The organism is Kluyvera genomosp. 3, from assembly GCF_011765685.1.
Lineage (GTDB): Bacteria > Pseudomonadota > Gammaproteobacteria > Enterobacterales > Enterobacteriaceae > Kluyvera > Kluyvera georgiana_A.
On record NZ_CP050321.1, the window covers coordinates 4,942,061 to 4,958,527 of the forward strand.

The following is a 16,467-nucleotide window of genomic DNA, read 5'->3' on the forward strand; positions in this document are numbered from 1 at the left end:
GTATGTTTCCTGATGCCAAAATGCACCAAAGGCGGCGAATCATACAGAATTTGACCAGCAGATGCAAACTGATCCGCACCCCTACAATGTGTATACTGTCTCGCCAGATTTCAAGTCAGGAAGAAAACATGCCCGTTGCTCACGTTGCCCTGCCTGTTCCACTGCCCCGCACGTTCGACTACCTGCTGCCTGACAACCTCAGCGCCAAAGCGGGCTGCCGCGTGCGCGTGCCGTTTGGTAAACAAGAGCGCGTGGGGATTGTGGTGTCGGTCAACGAAAGCAGCGAACTGCCGCGCGATGAGCTCAAAGCGGTGATCGACGTGCTGGACGACGAATCGGTTTTCTCAACCTCGGTGTGGCGTCTGCTGCTGTGGGCCGCGGAGTACTACCATCATCCGATTGGCGACGTTCTGTTCCACGCGCTGCCCATTATGCTACGCCAGGGAAAACCTGCCAGCGCCGCGCCGCAGTGGTTCTGGTTTGCCACCGAGCAGGGACAGGCGGTGGATATTAATAGCCTGAAGCGCTCCCCAAAACAGCAACAGGCGCTGGCGGCCCTGCGTCAGGGAAAAATCTGGCGTCACCAGGTGGCAGAGCTGGAATTTAATGAAAGCGCGATGCAGGCGCTGCGCACCAAAGGGCTGTGTGAGCTGGGCAGCCTGGCACCGGAAATTATCGACTGGCGCTCCGCTTATTCCGTCCCCGGCGAACGCCTACGTTTGAATACCGAGCAGGCCACCGCGGTTGGCGCTATTCACAGCGCCTCCGACGAATTTTCCGCGTGGCTGCTGGAAGGCGTCACCGGCTCGGGTAAAACAGAGGTGTATCTCAGCGTACTGGAAAACGTGCTGGCCAAAGGCAAGCAGGCGCTGGTCATGGTGCCGGAAATCGGCCTGACGCCGCAGACCATCGCCCGCTTTCGCGAGCGGTTTAACGCCCCGGTGGAAGTCCTGCACTCGGCGCTCAACGACAGCGAGCGGCTGGCCGCCTGGCTGAAGGCGAAAAGCGGCGAGGCGGCGATTGTCATCGGCACCCGTTCTTCTCTCTTTACGCCATTCAAAAATCTCGGCGTGATCGTCATTGATGAGGAGCACGATAGCTCGTACAAGCAGCAGGAAGGCTGGCGCTATCATGCCCGCGACCTCGCCGTATGGCGCGCCCACAGCGAGCAAATTCCCATTATCCTTGGCTCGGCAACGCCGGCGCTGGAGACCTTGCTTAACGTCCGCCAGCATAAATACCGTCTACTGCGCTTAACTCGCCGCGCGGGCAACGCGCGCCCAGCGACTCAGCACGTTCTCGACCTCAAAGGCCAGCAGTTGCAGGCCGGACTCTCCCCCGCCCTGATCAACCGCATGCGCCAACATTTGCAGGCCGATAATCAGGTGATTTTGTTCCTCAACCGCCGTGGTTTTGCGCCAACGTTACTGTGCCATGATTGCGGCTGGATTGCCGAATGCCCGCGCTGCGACAGCTACTACACGCTACACCAGTCACAGCACCATTTGCGTTGCCACCATTGCGACAGCCAGCGTCCTATCCCGCGCCAGTGCCCATCCTGCGGCTCAACGCACCTGGTTCCGGTCGGGCTGGGAACCGAGCAACTGGAACAGGTACTGGCGCCGATGTTCCCCGGCGTCCCGTTGTCGCGTATCGACCGCGACACCACCAGCCGTAAAGGGGCGCTTGAGCAACATCTTGCTGAAGTGCACCGCGGTGGCGCGCGTATTTTGATTGGCACTCAGATGCTGGCAAAGGGGCACCATTTCCCTGACGTCACGCTGGTTGCGCTACTGGACGTCGATGGCGCGCTGTTCTCCGCCGACTTTCGTTCGGCGGAACGCTTCGCCCAGCTGTATACCCAGGTCTCTGGCCGCGCCGGACGCGCGGGCAAACAGGGCGAAGTGGTGCTGCAAACACACCACCCTGACCACCCGCTACTGCAAACGCTGCTCTATAAAGGCTACAACGCCTTCGCCGAACAGGCGCTGGCCGAACGCCAGACGATGCAGCTGCCGCCATACACCAGCCATGTCCTGATTCGCGCGGAAGATCATAACAACCAGCAGGCGCCGGTGTTCCTGCAGCAGTTACGTAACCTGATACAGGCCAGCCCGCTGGCGGACGATAAGCTGTGGGTGCTCGGCCCGGTTCCTGCGCTGGCGCCCAAACGTGGCGGCCGCTATCGCTGGCAGATTCTCCTGCAACACCCCTCCCGCGTGCGTCTGCAACATATCGTCACCGGCACGCTGGCGCTCATCAACACCCTCCCGGAATCCCGCAAAGTGAAGTGGGTTCTCGACGTTGACCCGATAGAAGGTTAATTCAGAGTTGCGAGCGGGATCGTGAAATCAAACAATCATCACACTTTTGATGAAAATTCTGTAACAGATCCCCCTAACTATCTGATAAAAGTGTGTCAGATGTCAGGCCACAAAGGACGTGCCTGCGCCAGTCAGTGAGGAGAGAATCAGGTGAAGGCTAAAAAACCGGTTGTTGCCGCAACCATGAAAGACGTTGCCCTCCAGGCTAACGTCTCTACGGCAACCGTATCCCGTGCATTGATGAACCCTGAGAAGGTTTCGCAGGCAACGCGTAATCGCGTGGAGCAGGCGGCGCTGGAGGTCGGGTATCTTCCGCAAATGCAGGGCCGTAATATGAAGCGCAATGAGTCGCGCACCATCCTGGTGATTGTTCCGGATATCTGCGATCCCTTCTTTAGCGAAGTGATCCGCGGGATCGAGGTGACAGCGGCGGCGCAAGGTTATCTGGTGCTGATTGGCGACTGCGCGCATCAGAATCAGCAGGAAAAAACCTTCATCGATTTAATCATCACCAAACAGATTGACGGCATGCTACTGCTCGGCTCCCGTCTACCGTTCGACGCCAGCATTGAAGAACAGCGCAACCTGCCACCAATGGTGATGGCGAACGAATTCGCGCCGGAGCTGGGCCTGCCAACGGTCCACATCGACAACCTCACTGCCGCCTTCGACGCCGTTAACTATCTTCACGAGCTGGGCCATCAGCGTATCGGCTGTATCGCCGGGCCGGAAGAGATGCCGCTGTGCCACTATCGCCTGCAGGGATACGTTCAGGCGCTGCGCCGCAGCGGGATTACCGTTGACCCTCACTACATTGCCCGCGGCAACTTCACCTACGAAGCGGGTGCCAGCGCGCTGGAACAGCTACTGGCGCTGCCGAAACCGCCAACCGCCGTATTCTGTCACAGCGATATTATGGCGCTGGGCGCGCTCTCCTGGGCCAAACGCCAGGGTCTGAAAGTGCCGGAGGATCTGTCCATTATCGGCTTCGATAACATTTCGCTGGCCGAATTCTGCGACCCACCGTTAACCACTGTCTCTCAACCGCGTTTTGATATTGGCCGTGAAGCCATGCTGCTGCTGCTAAACCAGCTAAGCGGGCAGTTTGTTGATAGTGGTTCCCGTCTACTCGACTGCGAACTGATCGTTCGCGGCAGTACAAGCAAAATTTGATGTAAAGCCGGGCGCTTTAAGACTTGCTTGTCTGGTCAAAGCCCCGTCGCTTAAGTAACATGTCGGGCTAACTAACGGAAAAAGACAGCGAAACGATAGTGGCACAACGAGACTATGTACGCCGCGGCCAGCAGGCACCTTCGCGGCGCAAGAACAGCGCTTCACGGAATACACGGAAAAAGCAGAGTAACTTTCCGGCAGTCTCTCCTGCCATGGTGGCAATTGCTGCTGCGGTAGTGGTCGCTTTTATCGGCGGTTTGTACTTCATCACGCATCATAAAAAAGAAGACGCCGAATCCCTGCAAAGCCGCCAGATAACCGGTAACGGCCTGCCGCCGAAGCCGGAAGAACGCTGGCGCTACATCAAAGAGCTGGAAAGCCGCCAGCCGGGCGTGCGTGCGCCAACGGAACCGTCCGCGGGCGGGGAAGTCATCAATCCGAATCAGCTGACCGACGAACAACGCCAGCTGCTGGCACAAATGCAGGCGGATATGCGCCAGCAGCCCACGCAGCTGACCGAAGTGCCGTGGAACGAGCAGACGCCAGCACAGCGCCAGCAAACGCTGCAACGCCAGCGTCTTGCCCAGCAAGCGCAGCAGCAATCACAGCAGCAGCAGTGGACGCAAACGCAGCCGGTGCAGGCGCCGCAAACCCGTACCACGCAGCCGGCACAGCAGCCACGTCAAACGCAGACTCAGCAGCAGCCGAAAGCCGTTGCGTCGAACTCGCCGTATCAGGATCTGCTGCAAACACCGGCCCACACGGCTTCACAGCCAAAAACCCAGGCCGCTGCACCGGTAACGCATGAAACGACGCCGCCGAAGGCGAGCGAGAAAAAAGATGAACGCCGCTGGATGGTCCAGTGTGGTTCCTTCAAAGGTGCCGAACAGGCGGAAACGGTCCGCGCTCAGCTGGCGTTTGAAGGCTTCGACTCGAAGATCACCACCAACAACGGCTGGAACCGCGTGGTCATCGGCCCGGTGAAAGGTAAGGATAACGCCGACAGCACCATCGCTCGTCTGAAGATGGCGGGTCACGGAAACTGCATCAGGCTCGCTTCAGGGGGTTGAAACCCCCAAAAACTCCCCCATCTATACTTACATTCTGCCCCGTACGCGGTACGGGGCTACTCTATCCGTATTGGTAAAGGGGTCTGCTCGTGACAACAATAGTAAGTGTTCGCCGTAACGGCAACGTCGTCATTGCCGGGGATGGTCAGGCCACGCTGGGCAATACCGTCATGAAAGGCAACGTGAAAAAAGTTCGCCGTCTGTACAACGACAAAGTGATCGCCGGTTTTGCGGGCGGTACTGCGGACGCCTTCACGCTGTTCGAACTGTTTGAACGTAAACTGGAAATGCACCAGGGCCACCTGGTGAAAGCCGCCGTCGAACTGGCGAAAGACTGGCGTACCGACCGCATGCTGCGCAAACTCGAAGCGCTGCTGGCCGTGGCTGATGAAACCGCCTCGCTGATCATCACCGGTAACGGCGACGTCATTCAGCCAGAAAACGACCTGATTGCCATCGGCTCTGGCGGCCCATACGCCCAGGCCGCGGCCCGTGCGCTGTTGGAAAATACCGACATGAACGCGCGTGATATCGCGGTGAAAGCGTTGGATATTGCAGGTGATATCTGCATCTATACCAACCACAACCACACCATTGAAGAATTACCGTCTAAGGCGTAAGGATCTCCCATGTCTGAAATGACCCCACGCGAAATTGTCAGCGAACTGGACAAACACATTATCGGCCAGGACGCAGCGAAGCGTTCCGTCGCGATTGCCTTACGTAACCGCTGGCGTCGTATGCAGCTCGACGAAGAGCTGCGTCACGAAGTCACGCCGAAAAACATTCTGATGATCGGCCCAACCGGCGTCGGTAAAACCGAAATCGCCCGTCGTCTGGCCAAACTCGCCAACGCGCCGTTCATCAAAGTTGAAGCCACCAAGTTCACCGAAGTGGGCTATGTGGGTAAAGAAGTTGACTCCATCATCCGCGATCTGACCGATTCGGCGATCAAGATGGTGCGCGTACAGTCGATTGAGAAAAACCGCTACCGCGCGGAAGAGATGGCGGAAGAACGTATTCTCGACGTGCTGATCCCGCCGGCCAAAAACAACTGGGGCCAGGCTGAACAGCAATCTGAACCGTCCGCGGCGCGCCAGGCGTTCCGCAAGAAGCTACGCGAAGGCCAGCTGGACGACAAAGAGATTGAAATCGATCTCGCCGCGGCGCCGATGGGCGTTGAAATCATGGCGCCTCCGGGCATGGAAGAGATGACCAGCCAGCTGCAGTCCATGTTCCAGAACCTGGGCGGCCAGAAGCAGAAACCGCGTAAGCTGAAAATCAAAGATGCGATGAAGCTGTTGATTGAAGAAGAAGCGGCGAAACTGGTCAACCCGGAAGAGCTGAAACAGGACGCGATCGACGCGGTTGAGCAGCACGGCATCGTGTTTATCGACGAGATCGACAAAATCTGTAAGCGCGGCGGTAACTCCTCCGGCCCAGACGTGTCCCGTGAAGGCGTTCAGCGCGATCTGCTGCCGCTGGTTGAAGGCTGCACCGTCTCCACCAAGCACGGGATGGTGAAAACCGACCACATTCTGTTTATCGCTTCCGGCGCGTTCCAGGTGGCTAGCCCGTCAGACCTGATTCCGGAGCTGCAGGGTCGTCTGCCAATCCGCGTTGAGCTGAAAGCCCTGACCACTCAGGACTTCGAGCGCATCCTGACCGAGCCAAACGCCTCTGTCACCGTGCAATACAAAGCGCTGATGGCCACCGAAGGCGTGAACATTGAGTTCACCGAGTCGGGTATCAAGCGTATTGCCGAAGCGGCATGGCAGGTTAACGAAACCACCGAAAACATCGGTGCGCGTCGTCTGCATACCGTTCTTGAGCGCCTGATGGAAGATATCTCCTACGACGCCAGCGATCTCAATGGCCAGAGCATCACAATTGATGCGGAATACGTGAGTAAACATCTGGATGCATTAGTCGCAGATGAAGATCTGAGCCGTTTTATCCTATAATCGCGTTCACTGCATGTTCATCTTTAATTGATGGGGCTGAAAGGCCCCATTTTTATTGGCTGATTACTAATGACAAATACACCTGTAAGCCGCACTCAGGCCTGGCTGGAAAGTCTGCGCCCCAAAACGCTACCTCTGGCCTGCGCGGCGATTATCGTCGGCACCACCCTCGCCTGGTGGCAGGGCCACTTTGACGCGGGCGTCGCCGTGCTGTCGCTGATTACCGCCAGCCTGCTGCAAATCCTCTCTAATCTCGCTAACGACTACGGCGACGCGGTGAAAGGCAGCGACAAACCGGACCGCATCGGACCGCTGCGCGGGATGCAAAAAGGGGTGATTACTCAGCAGCAGATGAAGCGCGCGCTGATTATCACCGTCGGGCTGATTTGCGTCTCCGGTCTGGCCCTGCTGTTCACCGCATCCCAGACGACCGGTGATTTTATCGGTTTCCTGGTGCTGGGGCTGTTGGCGATTATCGCCGCCATCACCTATACCGTCGGCACGCGCCCGTATGGCTATATTGGCCTCGGCGATATTTCCGTGCTCATCTTCTTCGGCTGGTTGAGCGTTATCGGTAGCTGGTACTTACAGACGCACAGCCTGAGCAGCGCGATTATTCTGCCAGCCACCGCCTGCGGCCTGCTGGCCACCGCGGTGCTGAATATCAACAACCTACGCGATATCGACAGCGACCGCGACAACGGCAAAAACACGCTGGCAGTGCGTTTAGGGCCCGTCAACGCCCGTCGCTATCACGTTTGCCTGCTGATGGGCACATTGGTGTGCCTGGCGCTGTTCAACCTGATTTCCCTGCACAGCCCGTGGGGCTGGCTGTTTATCCTCAGCGCTCCGCTGCTGGTGAAACAGGCTCGCTACGTGATGCGTGAACGCTCGCCGCAGGCAATGCCGCCCATGCTGGAACGGACGGTCAAAGGGGCGCTGCTGACTAACCTACTGTTCGTCATTGGAATTGTGCTCAGCAAGACGTTCGCTTAACTGACAAATATCAATTAACAATTGATGATTTTGCCAACAATGCGTAGAGCGCGATATACTAAAATCACTCGCAGCAACTGAGCGTTAATCCTATGAAATACGATACTTCCGAGCTTTGCGACATCTACCAGGAAGATGTCAACGTAGTAGAACCCCTGTTCTCTAACTTTGGCGGGCGGCTGTCGTTCGGTGGGCAAATCATCACCGTGAAATGTTTCGAGGATAACGGGTTGCTGTACGATCTGCTCGAACAGAACGGTCGTGGCCGCATTCTGCTGGTCGACGGCGGTGGTTCTGTCCGCCGCGCACTGATCGACGCCGACCTCGCCCGTCTGGCCACTCAGAACGAGTGGGAAGGCATTGTGGTGTACGGCGCTGTGCGTCAGGTCGATGATTTAGAAGAGCTGGATATCGGCATTCAGGCCATCGCGGCGATTCCGGTCGGCGCGGCGGGCGAAGGCATCGGCGAAAGCGACGTACGCGTTAATTTCGGTGGTGTCACCTTCTTCTCCGGCGACCATCTGTATGCCGACAATACCGGTATTATTCTGTCGGAAGATGCGCTGGATATTGAATAAGCGCCATGAACCTGTAAAAAAGCCTTCTCACTGAGAAGGCTTTTTTTTCGCTCAAATCTGCCCGTTTCCGGGCAAATGTGAATCAGTACAGCTGCTTAGCGCATTCCAGCCAGTCACCTTTGAACGGACGCTTCATGTTTTCGATCGCGTCGATGATGTCATGGTGAACCAGTTTTTCGTTCTGAATACCGACGCAACGGCCACCGAAGCCCTGCTGCAGCAGTTCAATGGCGTACGCGCCCATACGGGATGCCAGGATACGGTCATAAGGCACCGGGGAGCCGCCACGCTGGATGTGGCCCAGAACGGTCGCACGGGTTTCACGGCCCGTTTCTGCTTCGATAAAGTGCGCCAGTTCGTCAACATCGCACATGTGTTCGGTAATCGCGACGATCGCGTGTTTCTTACCTTTTGCGATGCCCGCTTTGATTTCCGCAACCAGGTCGTCACGTTTGAATTCGATTTCCGGCACCACGATAAACTCGCATCCGCCTGCGATAGCTGCCGCCAGAGTCAGGTCACCGCAGTAGCGGCCCATCACTTCAACAACGGAGATACGCTGGTGAGAAGAAGAGGTGTCACGCAGACGGTCAATCGCTTCTACCACGGTGCTCAGCGCGGTGAAGAAGCCGATGGTGTAGTCAGTGCCTTTGATATCGTTGTCGATGGTGCCCGGCAGACCGATGCACGGGAAGCCCATTTCGGTCAGACGCATAGCACCCATGTAGGAACCGTCGCCGCCGATAACCACCAGCGCATCAATGCCGCGTTTTTTCAGGTTTTCGATAGCCACGTTGCGAACGTTTTCGTCGCGGAATTCCGGGAAGCGCGCGGAGCCCAGGAAGGTGCCGCCACGGTTGATCATGTCGGACACGCTGTAACGGTCAAGCGGGACCATGCGGTCTTCATACAGGCCCAGATAACCGTCGTAAATGCCCATCACTTCCAGGCCTTCCGTCAACGCCGCGCGCACCACGCCGCGAATCGCGGCGTTCATGCCTGGCGCATCACCGCCACTTGTCAACACACCGATTTTCTTAATCATGACTACCTCTGAACTTAGGAATGCTAAAAATTAATTCTTCTGCCCGAAGCGCTCCCACTGTTGGGGGAGAGAACGACTCTATGTAGAGATAGTATATCAAGCGCTTCTTGCTGAATTGATTCAGGTCAGGCTAAGCGGCGGTTATTTATACAAATAATGCCGATTTAGCTCACACTTTGTACAACCACTGCGAAAGTTCAAATGCCGCTATTGCCTTGCGGGACAACAGAGCATGGATCCTGGTGAATAATCACGTCGGAACCGGGAAAGCGATGCAAAATCGCCTGCTCCACCTGGTCGGCAACGTGATGCGCCTGAACCAGCGGCAGGTTATCTTCCATTTCCAGATGGATCTGAATAAAGCGGGTCGGCCCTGACTGCCGCGTACGGAGATCGTGAGCACCGCTTACGCCCGGCCAGGCGGTCACGATGTCGATAATTTCCTGGCGTTCTTCATCGGGCAGCGCGCGATCCAGTAGCGACTGAACCGCTTCGTACCCCATACGTAACGCGCTATATAGAATATAGATGCCAATTCCTAATGCAAACAGCGCATCGGCACGATGCCAACCGTACCAGGAGAGACCGAGTGCAACAAGAATTGCGCTGTTCATCATAACATCAGACTGATAATGAAGCATATCCGCCCGAACGGCCTGGCTTTGGGTTTTTCGCACCACCCAGCGCTGAAACGTCACCAGAACCAGAGTGCTGATTAAGGCAATAACCGTTACCGCCACGCCAATGCCCGGCTGGCTCATCGGCGTAGGGCGAACCAGATGTTCAATACCGGTCAAAAACAGGAACAGTGCGGAACCGGAGATAAACATACTTTGCGCCAGCGCCGCCAGCGATTCTGCTTTCCCATGACCAAATGTGTGCTCTTCATCAGCCGGTTGCAGTGAGTAACGCACTACCAATAGGTTGGTCAGCGAGGCAGCAATATCCACCAGTGAGTCCACCAGCGCCGCCAGAATACTGACCGAACCGGTAAACCACCATGCAAAAATTTTAATGATCAGCAACAGCGAGGCCATTACCGTTGCCGCAATTGCCGCGCGGCTGACCAACTGGCCATAAGATTGATTCATAAACACTCCTGACTTCAGATCTGCGTAGTATAGCGGAATGTTTATGCAGCGCACCGTGTCGCATTTAGGGCAAAAAAAACCCCCTCATCATGAGGGGGAAGACAGGGATGGTGTCTATGGCAAGGAAAAACAGGGTTTGTTACTGGTTGCTACGGGTATTGCTACTAAACAGATTCACATTCGAACCTTGTTGCATCCGTGCAACGTCACGCAGCTGCTCCATTCGCTGCTGGTGATTCTCATTTAAAGCCGCTTGCTGCTCTGGCGTTAGCAGGCGATACATCTGATTGCGAACCTTCGCCATTTCAACCTGGCGGTTCACCTGCTCCTCGGCCATTTTTTCGGCCTGGGCGCGCACAGCGGCTTCATCAAATTTTTCTGCGGTGACAAGGCGATGCATTGCCTCCACTTCGCTAACATTAACGGGTGGGCGATCGTGTCGCGCCCGTTGCATCAAATCGCGCATTTGCTGGCGTTGATGTTCGGTTAAACTAATACCGTCGAACATATGACCCTGGCCGTTTCGCAGCGAATTATCTTCCGCTGGGTGCCAGTTAACGCTGGTGACGACTTCATCGGCCTGGCTTAGTGCACTGAATGCCAGCGTTGAGGCCATGACGGCAGCGATAACATTGCGCATCACATGCTCCCAAAAACTTTTGTGTCGCGATTCAACGAGAGACAGTTTACGATTCAGGCTGAAAACATGCGTCAGGGGGTGTAAAACAACGTAAAGTCATGGATTAGCTGGCTCTGATGACGTAATTTCTGCCTCGGAGGGATGAAAATATGAATAAAATTTTACTAGTTGATGATGACCGAGAGCTGACTTCCTTACTTAAGGAACTGCTTGATATGGAAGGCTTTAACGTTCTGGTTGCCCATGATGGCGAACAGGCGCTTGCGCTTCTTGATGACAGCATCGACCTACTTTTACTCGACGTGATGATGCCGAAAAAGAACGGAATCGACACGCTGAAAGAATTACGACAAACACACCAGACTCCCGTCATTATGCTGACCGCCCGCGGAAGCGAGCTGGATCGCGTTCTGGGCCTTGAACTGGGCGCAGATGACTATTTACCGAAACCCTTTAACGACCGTGAGCTGGTCGCGCGTATCCGCGCTATTTTGCGCCGTTCGCACTGGAGCGAACAGCAGCAAAGTAGCGATGCCAGTTCGCCTACCGTAGAAGTCGACGCCCTGAGCCTGAATCCAGGCCGCCAGGAAGCCAGCTTCGATGGTCAAACCCTGGAGCTCACCGGCACCGAATTCACCCTGCTCTATTTGCTGGCACAGCATTTGGGTCAGGTGGTGTCGCGCGAACATTTAAGTCAGGAAGTGCTGGGCAAACGCTTAACGCCGTTCGATCGCGCAATCGACATGCACATTTCCAACCTGCGTCGTAAGCTGCCGGAACGTAAAGACGGTCATCCGTGGTTTAAAACCCTGCGTGGTCGCGGCTACCTGATGGTCTCCGCTTCATGATAGGAAGTTTAACCGCCCGCATCTTCGCCATCTTCTGGTTAACCCTGGCGCTGGTGTTGATGCTGGTTTTGATGTTACCCAAGCTCGACTCGCGTCAGATGACCGAACTGCTGGATAGCGAGCAGCGTCAGGGCATCATGATCGAACAGCACGTTGAAGAAGAGCTGGCCAACGATCCCCCCAACGATTTGATGTGGTGGCGTCGGCTGTTCCGCGCGATTGATAAATGGGCTCCGCCGGGCCAGCGTCTGCTGCTGGTCACCAGCGAAGGCCGCGTGATTGGCGCAGAACGCAACGAAATGCAGATTATCCGTAACTTTATCGGACAGTCGGACAACGCCGACCATCCGCAGAAGAAGAAATACGGGCGCGTGGAGTTAGTCGGGCCATTTTCGATTCGTGACGGTGAAGATAACTATCAGTTGTACTTAATCCGTCCGGCCAGCAGTTCGCAGTCTGACTTTATCAACCTGCTGTTCGACCGGCCGCTGTTGCTGTTGATCGTCACCATGCTGGTCAGCGCGCCGCTGCTGTTGTGGCTGGCGTGGAGCCTGGCAAAACCGGCACGTAAGCTGAAAAACGCCGCGGATGAAGTCGCTCAGGGCAACCTGCGCCAGCATCCCGAACTGGAATCCGGGCCGCAGGAGTTTCTGGCGGCAGGGGCCAGTTTTAACCAGATGGTGATGGCGCTGGAACGGATGATGACCTCCCAGCAGCGTCTGCTTTCCGATATCTCCCACGAGCTGCGCACGCCGTTAACGCGTCTGCAACTGGGCACGGCGCTGCTACGTCGCCGCAGCGGTGAAAGCAAAGAGCTGGAGCGTATTGAGACAGAAGCGCAACGTCTGGATAGCATGATCAACGACATGTTAGTGATGTCGCGAAATCAGCAGAAAAGCGCACTGGTGAGTGAGACGCTGAAGGCGAATCAGCTGTGGGGCGAGGTGCTGGATAACGCCGCGTTCGAAGCCGAGCAGATGGGTAAAACGTTCAACGTTGACTATCCGCCGGGGCCGTGGCCGCTGTACGGCAACCCGAACGCGCTGGAAAGCGCGCTGGAGAACATCGTCCGTAACGCGCTGCGCTACTCGCACACGAAAATCGCCGTGAGCTTCTCGGTGGATAAAGACGGCGTCACCGTTCACGTGGACGACGACGGTCCGGGTGTCAGCCCGGAAGATCGCGAGCAGATATTCCGCCCGTTCTATCGCACCGACGAGGCACGCGACCGTGAGTCTGGCGGTACGGGGCTGGGACTGGCGATTGTTGAAAGCGCCATGCAGCAGCACCGCGGCTGGGTGAAGGCTGATGACAGCCCGCTCGGCGGCTTGCGCCTGACGCTGTGGTTACCGCTGTACAAGCGAACCTAGAAACCATCGGCCTGCATATGCAGGCCGATTTTTTTGGCCATGTGCGTTTGACCGCCTGATGGCGTTACGCTTATCAGGATTACTTGCCCCACAATCTTCGGCTGTTATCTTCAATCTTGCCGCTCATGCGGCGCTTCTGCATGGTTCTGCTCCAGCTGACGGACAGTCCGGCTGCGCTCAGCAGGCGGTGATACTGGTCGTCATCAAAAGGCAGATGCCAGGCAATGGCAGCGGCGTCATACACCGAAACATCGCTCAGGCGCGACACCAGCTCCAGCGGAGCGTCAGTGGAAACCTTACCCGGCGCAATCACCCGATACAGCCAGCCCACCTTGCCGCTGCGCTGCATCTGAGAAGCCATATCGCTGATAGCAAAGTGGAAATTGAGCTTAAAACACGGAGAACGCGGCTGGGTGACCTGAATCAACGTCTCACCCCAGCGATAAATATCGCCGATAAACACGTTGTGTTCGGTCATGCCTTCCGTCGAAAGATTTTCACCAAAGGCGGGGGCGCAGAACAGTTCGGCCTGTTCGGGGAATTCACGAATCAGCTCGGCATAGTGTTCGCGGGGATAGTGGCACAGCGCGCGGTCGGGGCCGCCGTGGATTTTCTTTTCGGCCTGCTCATCGCCAAGCAGTCCCAGCTCGGTCAGTTCCAGCTCGCCGTCGATTTGCACCTTGGCGATAGCGCTCGGGCGGCTGCCGTCATAATCACGAATTTTGCCAATAAACACGTCAACCGGATAATGCATCTGCTGCTCCTTACGCGGATACAAAAAAAGCGAGTCATCAGACTCGCTTCTACAGACGTGCAATGCAAATTATTTTTTAGCGGCGAAACGCGCTGCTGCTTCGTCCCAGTTCACCACGTTCCAGAACTCTTTGATGTAGTCCGGGCGGCGGTTCTGGAATTTCAGGTAGTAAGCGTGTTCCCAAACGTCCAGGCCCACGATCGGGAAGCCGGAAGCGCCGGAAATGGCTTCACCCATCAGCGGGGAATCCTGGTTAGCGGTAGAAACCACAGCCAGTTTGTCGCCTTTCAGCACCAGCCACGCCCAGCCGGAGCCGAAACGGGTTGCTGCTGCTTTTTCGAATTCAGCTTTGAAGTTGTCAACGGAACCGAAGTCACGCTCGATAGCCGCTTTCAGATCACCCTGCAGGGTGGTGCCTTTTTTCAGGCCTTTCCAGAAGAAGCTGTGGTTAGCGTGGCCGCCGGCGTTGTTACGCAGAACGGTTTTCTTATCCGCCGGCAGCTGATCCAGTTTCGCGATCAGTTCTTCAGCAGACAGAGAAGCGAACTCCGGCAGGCTCTCCAGCGCTGCATTAGCGTTGTTCACGTAAGCCTGGTGGTGTTTGCTGTGATGGATTTCCATCGTCTGTTTGTCGAAGTGCGGTTCCAGGGCATCGTACGCATAAGGCAGTGACGGCAGGGTATAGCTCATAATCATCTCCATTATTGTCGGGCGGCAAACCTGTAAACGCCGCGTAATCAGTTGGTTCATTATAGTTAATTAAATGATATTGAAAATGATTATCAATGCCGTAGTTTTTATAAGGTTATAACAATTTGTTATGCCCCTGATAACACGCGGCATTCAGGTTAATTGACGGGGATACGACTGCGCTGACGCCACTGCCCCGGCGTCATGCCAATCTCGCGGTTGAACACCACGGAAAAGTAATTGCTGTCCTCAAACCCACAGCGCATCGCCACTTCACCAATCAGCAGCTCAGTGTGTTGCAACAGGTACTGCGCGTGGCAAATGCGCAGCTGGCGCAGGTAATGGTTTACGGTCATGCCGGTCTGGCTGCGGAACTGCTGGCGTAGCGCTCGCTCGCTACATCCCTGTTGCGCACAGAAGGAATCCAATACGAAAGGCCGGTTCAGACTGCCCGCCAGCGCGGTGAGCAGTTTATCCAGCAACGCTTCGCTTTGCGTTGCCGCCAGATTATCCGTCGCGTAACGATAGCGCTTCAGGCACACCACCAGTTGGGCAAACAGCAGTTCAGACATCTGGTTTGCCAGCGCGTCTTCTTTGCGGCTCTCGTGCTCCAGCTGGGTCATAATCTGCCGCGCCTGTGTCATTCCGGTACTGCCAATGCGCCAGTGCGGCACCCAGGGCGAACCGCGCAATCCAGGAATATGGCTGACCCAGTCAAGATTAAGCTTCAGGCGTTCGGGGCAATAGATAATATTCTGCAAAACCAAATCGTTAACCGAAGCGTAGGAGTGTTTATCTTCGGCACGAATATAGAACAGATCGCCGCGGGTAATACGGTAGGGACGGTCATTGAGGATGTGCAGGCCGTTGCCGCGCCAGACCAGCACCAGCTCGCAAAATTCGTGGGTATGCTCAGCAAAAACGTTTTGCGGATAACGATCCGCCACCGCAACGGCCTGTGCGGTACTGGCGAAAAACTCGTCTTTTCGAAGGATTAACTGGCCTGACACGCTGATACCTCAACGACTAACAACTCACTATTATTAGCCGTTTTGCGGTAAAAAACGGTGATTGCCTTCGCGTTACTGAAGCAGCGTATCCCGGCCCTGGCGGATATCGCGCGGCGACCAGTTAAATTCGCGACGGAACAGCGTGGAGAAGTGGTTACTGTCACCAAACCCGCAGTGGTAAGCAATATCGGTCACGCTTTCATCGCTGTGGCGCAGCAGGTGCCGCGCTTTAATCAGCCGCAGACGGTTCAGATAACGCTGCGGCGTCAGGCCGGTACAGTGCTTCAACTGGCGGTGCAGCGTACGTAGCGATAGCGAGAACTGCTCGGCCAACCCTTCCCAACATACGTCCTCAGCAAAGTGATCTTCCAGCCACGCCATCAACTGGTTTAGTCGGGCATCGTTATCGATAGCGCCTTGCACCTGACTGCCTTTACGTAACAAGACCAGTAGTTGCATAAACAGAATTTCTCGGTTGGCCAGCGACATCATATCGGTACTGTCATTGGCTTCTTCCATCTGACCCACAATCGCTCGCACCTGCTGTAACGTACTCTGGTTAACACGCCAGTGGGAAGGATAGTGGCCATCAAGTTCCTGCGGCAGCAGTTTGTTCAGACCTGACAAGAACTGGAAAGCATCCGGGGCACGATATAACACGTTTGTCAGACAGAGATTGTCGGTATGTTCATACAGATGGCGATCGACGTCGCGCACGAAGCAAACGGTGCCACCACAAATGGTATGCGGCTGGCCATTGAACACATGAATACCCGTGCCGTGCTCAACAATAACAATCTCATTAAAATCATGATGATGCTCAGGAAAAGCCGCCTGAGGAAGTCGAGGTTCGATCGCAACAGGCAACTTACCGGAAGAGAAGAAATCCACGCTGTGTAATACGGTCATAACAA

General features: G+C 56.0%; 16 protein-coding genes. 9 read left to right on the plus strand and 7 right to left on the minus strand.

The features are described from left to right. Positions 1–128 precede the first annotated feature (128 nt). The 7 genes from priA to rraA all read left to right on the plus strand — a co-directional run bounded on the left by priA (position 129) and on the right by rraA (position 8,105). Positions 129–2,324: a primosomal protein N' gene (priA, locus tag GY169_RS22995; protein WP_163447322.1), complete on the plus strand. Its 2,196-nt coding sequence runs from the start codon at positions 129–131 to the stop codon at positions 2,322–2,324. Positions 2,325–2,474: 150 nt separating this feature from the next. Continuing rightward, positions 2,475–3,497, plus strand: coding sequence for a DNA-binding transcriptional regulator CytR (gene cytR / locus GY169_RS23000; protein WP_163447323.1), 1,023 nt, complete (start codon positions 2,475–2,477; stop codon positions 3,495–3,497). Between the two features lie 98 nt (positions 3,498–3,595). Beyond that, a complete protein-coding gene (ftsN, locus tag GY169_RS23005) occupies positions 3,596–4,567 on the plus strand; it encodes a cell division protein FtsN (protein ID WP_163447324.1) in 972 nt (323 codons plus the stop codon). 89 nt (positions 4,568–4,656) lie between these two features. Next, positions 4,657–5,187 (plus strand): ATP-dependent protease subunit HslV, encoded by a 531-nt coding sequence (hslV, locus tag GY169_RS23010; protein WP_064540381.1) that lies wholly within the window; start codon positions 4,657–4,659, stop codon positions 5,185–5,187. A 9-nt stretch (positions 5,188–5,196) separates the two neighbouring features. Then, positions 5,197–6,531, plus strand: coding sequence for an HslU--HslV peptidase ATPase subunit (gene hslU, locus GY169_RS23015; protein WP_065357286.1), 1,335 nt, complete (start codon positions 5,197–5,199; stop codon positions 6,529–6,531). A gap of 69 nt (positions 6,532–6,600) precedes the next feature. Continuing rightward, positions 6,601–7,527 carry a 1,4-dihydroxy-2-naphthoate polyprenyltransferase gene (menA, locus tag GY169_RS23020; protein WP_065357287.1) on the plus strand — a complete coding sequence of 309 codons (927 nt, stop codon included), beginning with the start codon at positions 6,601–6,603 and terminating at the stop codon, positions 7,525–7,527. Between the two features lie 92 nt (positions 7,528–7,619). Then, positions 7,620–8,105, plus strand: coding sequence for a ribonuclease E activity regulator RraA (rraA, locus tag GY169_RS23025; RefSeq protein ID WP_035892355.1), 486 nt, complete (start codon positions 7,620–7,622; stop codon positions 8,103–8,105). Positions 8,106–8,187: 82 nt separating this feature from the next. On the opposite strand, the gene pfkA is transcribed toward rraA, so the two are convergent. From pfkA to cpxP, 3 genes are all read right to left on the minus strand, one after another. Next, on the minus strand, positions 8,188–9,150 hold the full coding sequence (gene pfkA / locus GY169_RS23030) for a 6-phosphofructokinase (protein WP_064540394.1): 963 nt from the start codon (positions 9,148–9,150) through the stop codon (positions 8,188–8,190). A 197-nt stretch (positions 9,151–9,347) separates the two neighbouring features. Then, entirely contained in the window at positions 9,348–10,241 is an 894-nt protein-coding gene (gene fieF, locus GY169_RS23035; protein ID WP_163447325.1) for a CDF family cation-efflux transporter FieF, read from the minus strand. A 139-nt stretch (positions 10,242–10,380) separates the two neighbouring features. Beyond that, positions 10,381–10,881, minus strand: coding sequence for a cell-envelope stress modulator CpxP (cpxP, locus tag GY169_RS23040; protein WP_163447326.1), 501 nt, complete (start codon positions 10,879–10,881; stop codon positions 10,381–10,383). A 149-nt stretch (positions 10,882–11,030) separates the two neighbouring features. Here cpxP and cpxR point away from each other — a divergent pair, with 149 nt between their 5' ends. Together cpxR and cpxA are read left to right on the plus strand one after the other, a co-directional pair. Next, positions 11,031–11,729, plus strand: a complete 699-nt coding sequence (gene cpxR, locus GY169_RS23045; protein ID WP_064540403.1) for an envelope stress response regulator transcription factor CpxR — start codon at positions 11,031–11,033, stop codon at positions 11,727–11,729. Beyond that, positions 11,726–13,099: an envelope stress sensor histidine kinase CpxA gene (cpxA, locus tag GY169_RS23050; RefSeq protein ID WP_163447327.1), complete on the plus strand. Its 1,374-nt coding sequence runs from the start codon at positions 11,726–11,728 to the stop codon at positions 13,097–13,099. Before cpxR ends, cpxA begins: the two co-directional genes overlap by 4 nt. A 79-nt stretch (positions 13,100–13,178) precedes the next feature. On the opposite strand, the gene yiiM is transcribed toward cpxA, so the two are convergent. The 4 genes from yiiM to rhaS all read right to left on the minus strand — a co-directional run bounded on the left by yiiM (position 13,179) and on the right by rhaS (position 16,462). After that, positions 13,179–13,916 carry a 6-hydroxyaminopurine reductase gene (yiiM, locus tag GY169_RS23055; protein ID WP_167577199.1) on the minus strand — a complete coding sequence of 246 codons (738 nt, stop codon included), beginning with the start codon at positions 13,914–13,916 and terminating at the stop codon, positions 13,179–13,181. 6 nt (positions 13,917–13,922) lie between these two features. Further along, entirely contained in the window at positions 13,923–14,543 is a 621-nt protein-coding gene (sodA, locus tag GY169_RS23060; protein WP_163447329.1) for a superoxide dismutase [Mn], read from the minus strand. 158 nt (positions 14,544–14,701) lie between these two features. After that, positions 14,702–15,553: an HTH-type transcriptional activator RhaR gene (rhaR, locus tag GY169_RS23065; RefSeq protein ID WP_167577200.1), complete on the minus strand. Its 852-nt coding sequence runs from the start codon at positions 15,551–15,553 to the stop codon at positions 14,702–14,704. A 72-nt stretch (positions 15,554–15,625) separates the two neighbouring features. Next, on the minus strand, positions 15,626–16,462 hold the full coding sequence (gene rhaS / locus GY169_RS23070; RefSeq protein ID WP_163447331.1) for an HTH-type transcriptional activator RhaS: 837 nt from the start codon (positions 16,460–16,462) through the stop codon (positions 15,626–15,628). Positions 16,463–16,467: the final 5 nt, after the last annotated feature.

Coding starts and splice junctions, on each gene's coding strand:
- rhaS (WP_163447331.1), bottom strand. CDS start 16,462: ATGACCGTATTACACAGCGTGGATTTCTTCTCTTCCGGTAAGTTGCCT.
- fieF (WP_163447325.1), bottom strand. CDS start 10,241: ATGAATCAATCTTATGGCCAGTTGGTCAGCCGCGCGGCAATTGCGGCA.
- cpxP (WP_163447326.1), bottom strand. CDS start 10,881: ATGCGCAATGTTATCGCTGCCGTCATGGCCTCAACGCTGGCATTCAGT.
- pfkA (WP_064540394.1), bottom strand. CDS start 9,150: ATGATTAAGAAAATCGGTGTGTTGACAAGTGGCGGTGATGCGCCAGGC.
- cpxA (WP_163447327.1), top strand. CDS start 11,726: ATGATAGGAAGTTTAACCGCCCGCATCTTCGCCATCTTCTGGTTAACC.
- cpxR (WP_064540403.1), top strand. CDS start 11,031: ATGAATAAAATTTTACTAGTTGATGATGACCGAGAGCTGACTTCCTTA.
- rraA (WP_035892355.1), top strand. CDS start 7,620: ATGAAATACGATACTTCCGAGCTTTGCGACATCTACCAGGAAGATGTC.
- menA (WP_065357287.1), top strand. CDS start 6,601: ATGACAAATACACCTGTAAGCCGCACTCAGGCCTGGCTGGAAAGTCTG.
- priA (WP_163447322.1), top strand. CDS start 129: ATGCCCGTTGCTCACGTTGCCCTGCCTGTTCCACTGCCCCGCACGTTC.
- hslU (WP_065357286.1), top strand. CDS start 5,197: ATGTCTGAAATGACCCCACGCGAAATTGTCAGCGAACTGGACAAACAC.
- sodA (WP_163447329.1), bottom strand. CDS start 14,543: ATGAGCTATACCCTGCCGTCACTGCCTTATGCGTACGATGCCCTGGAA.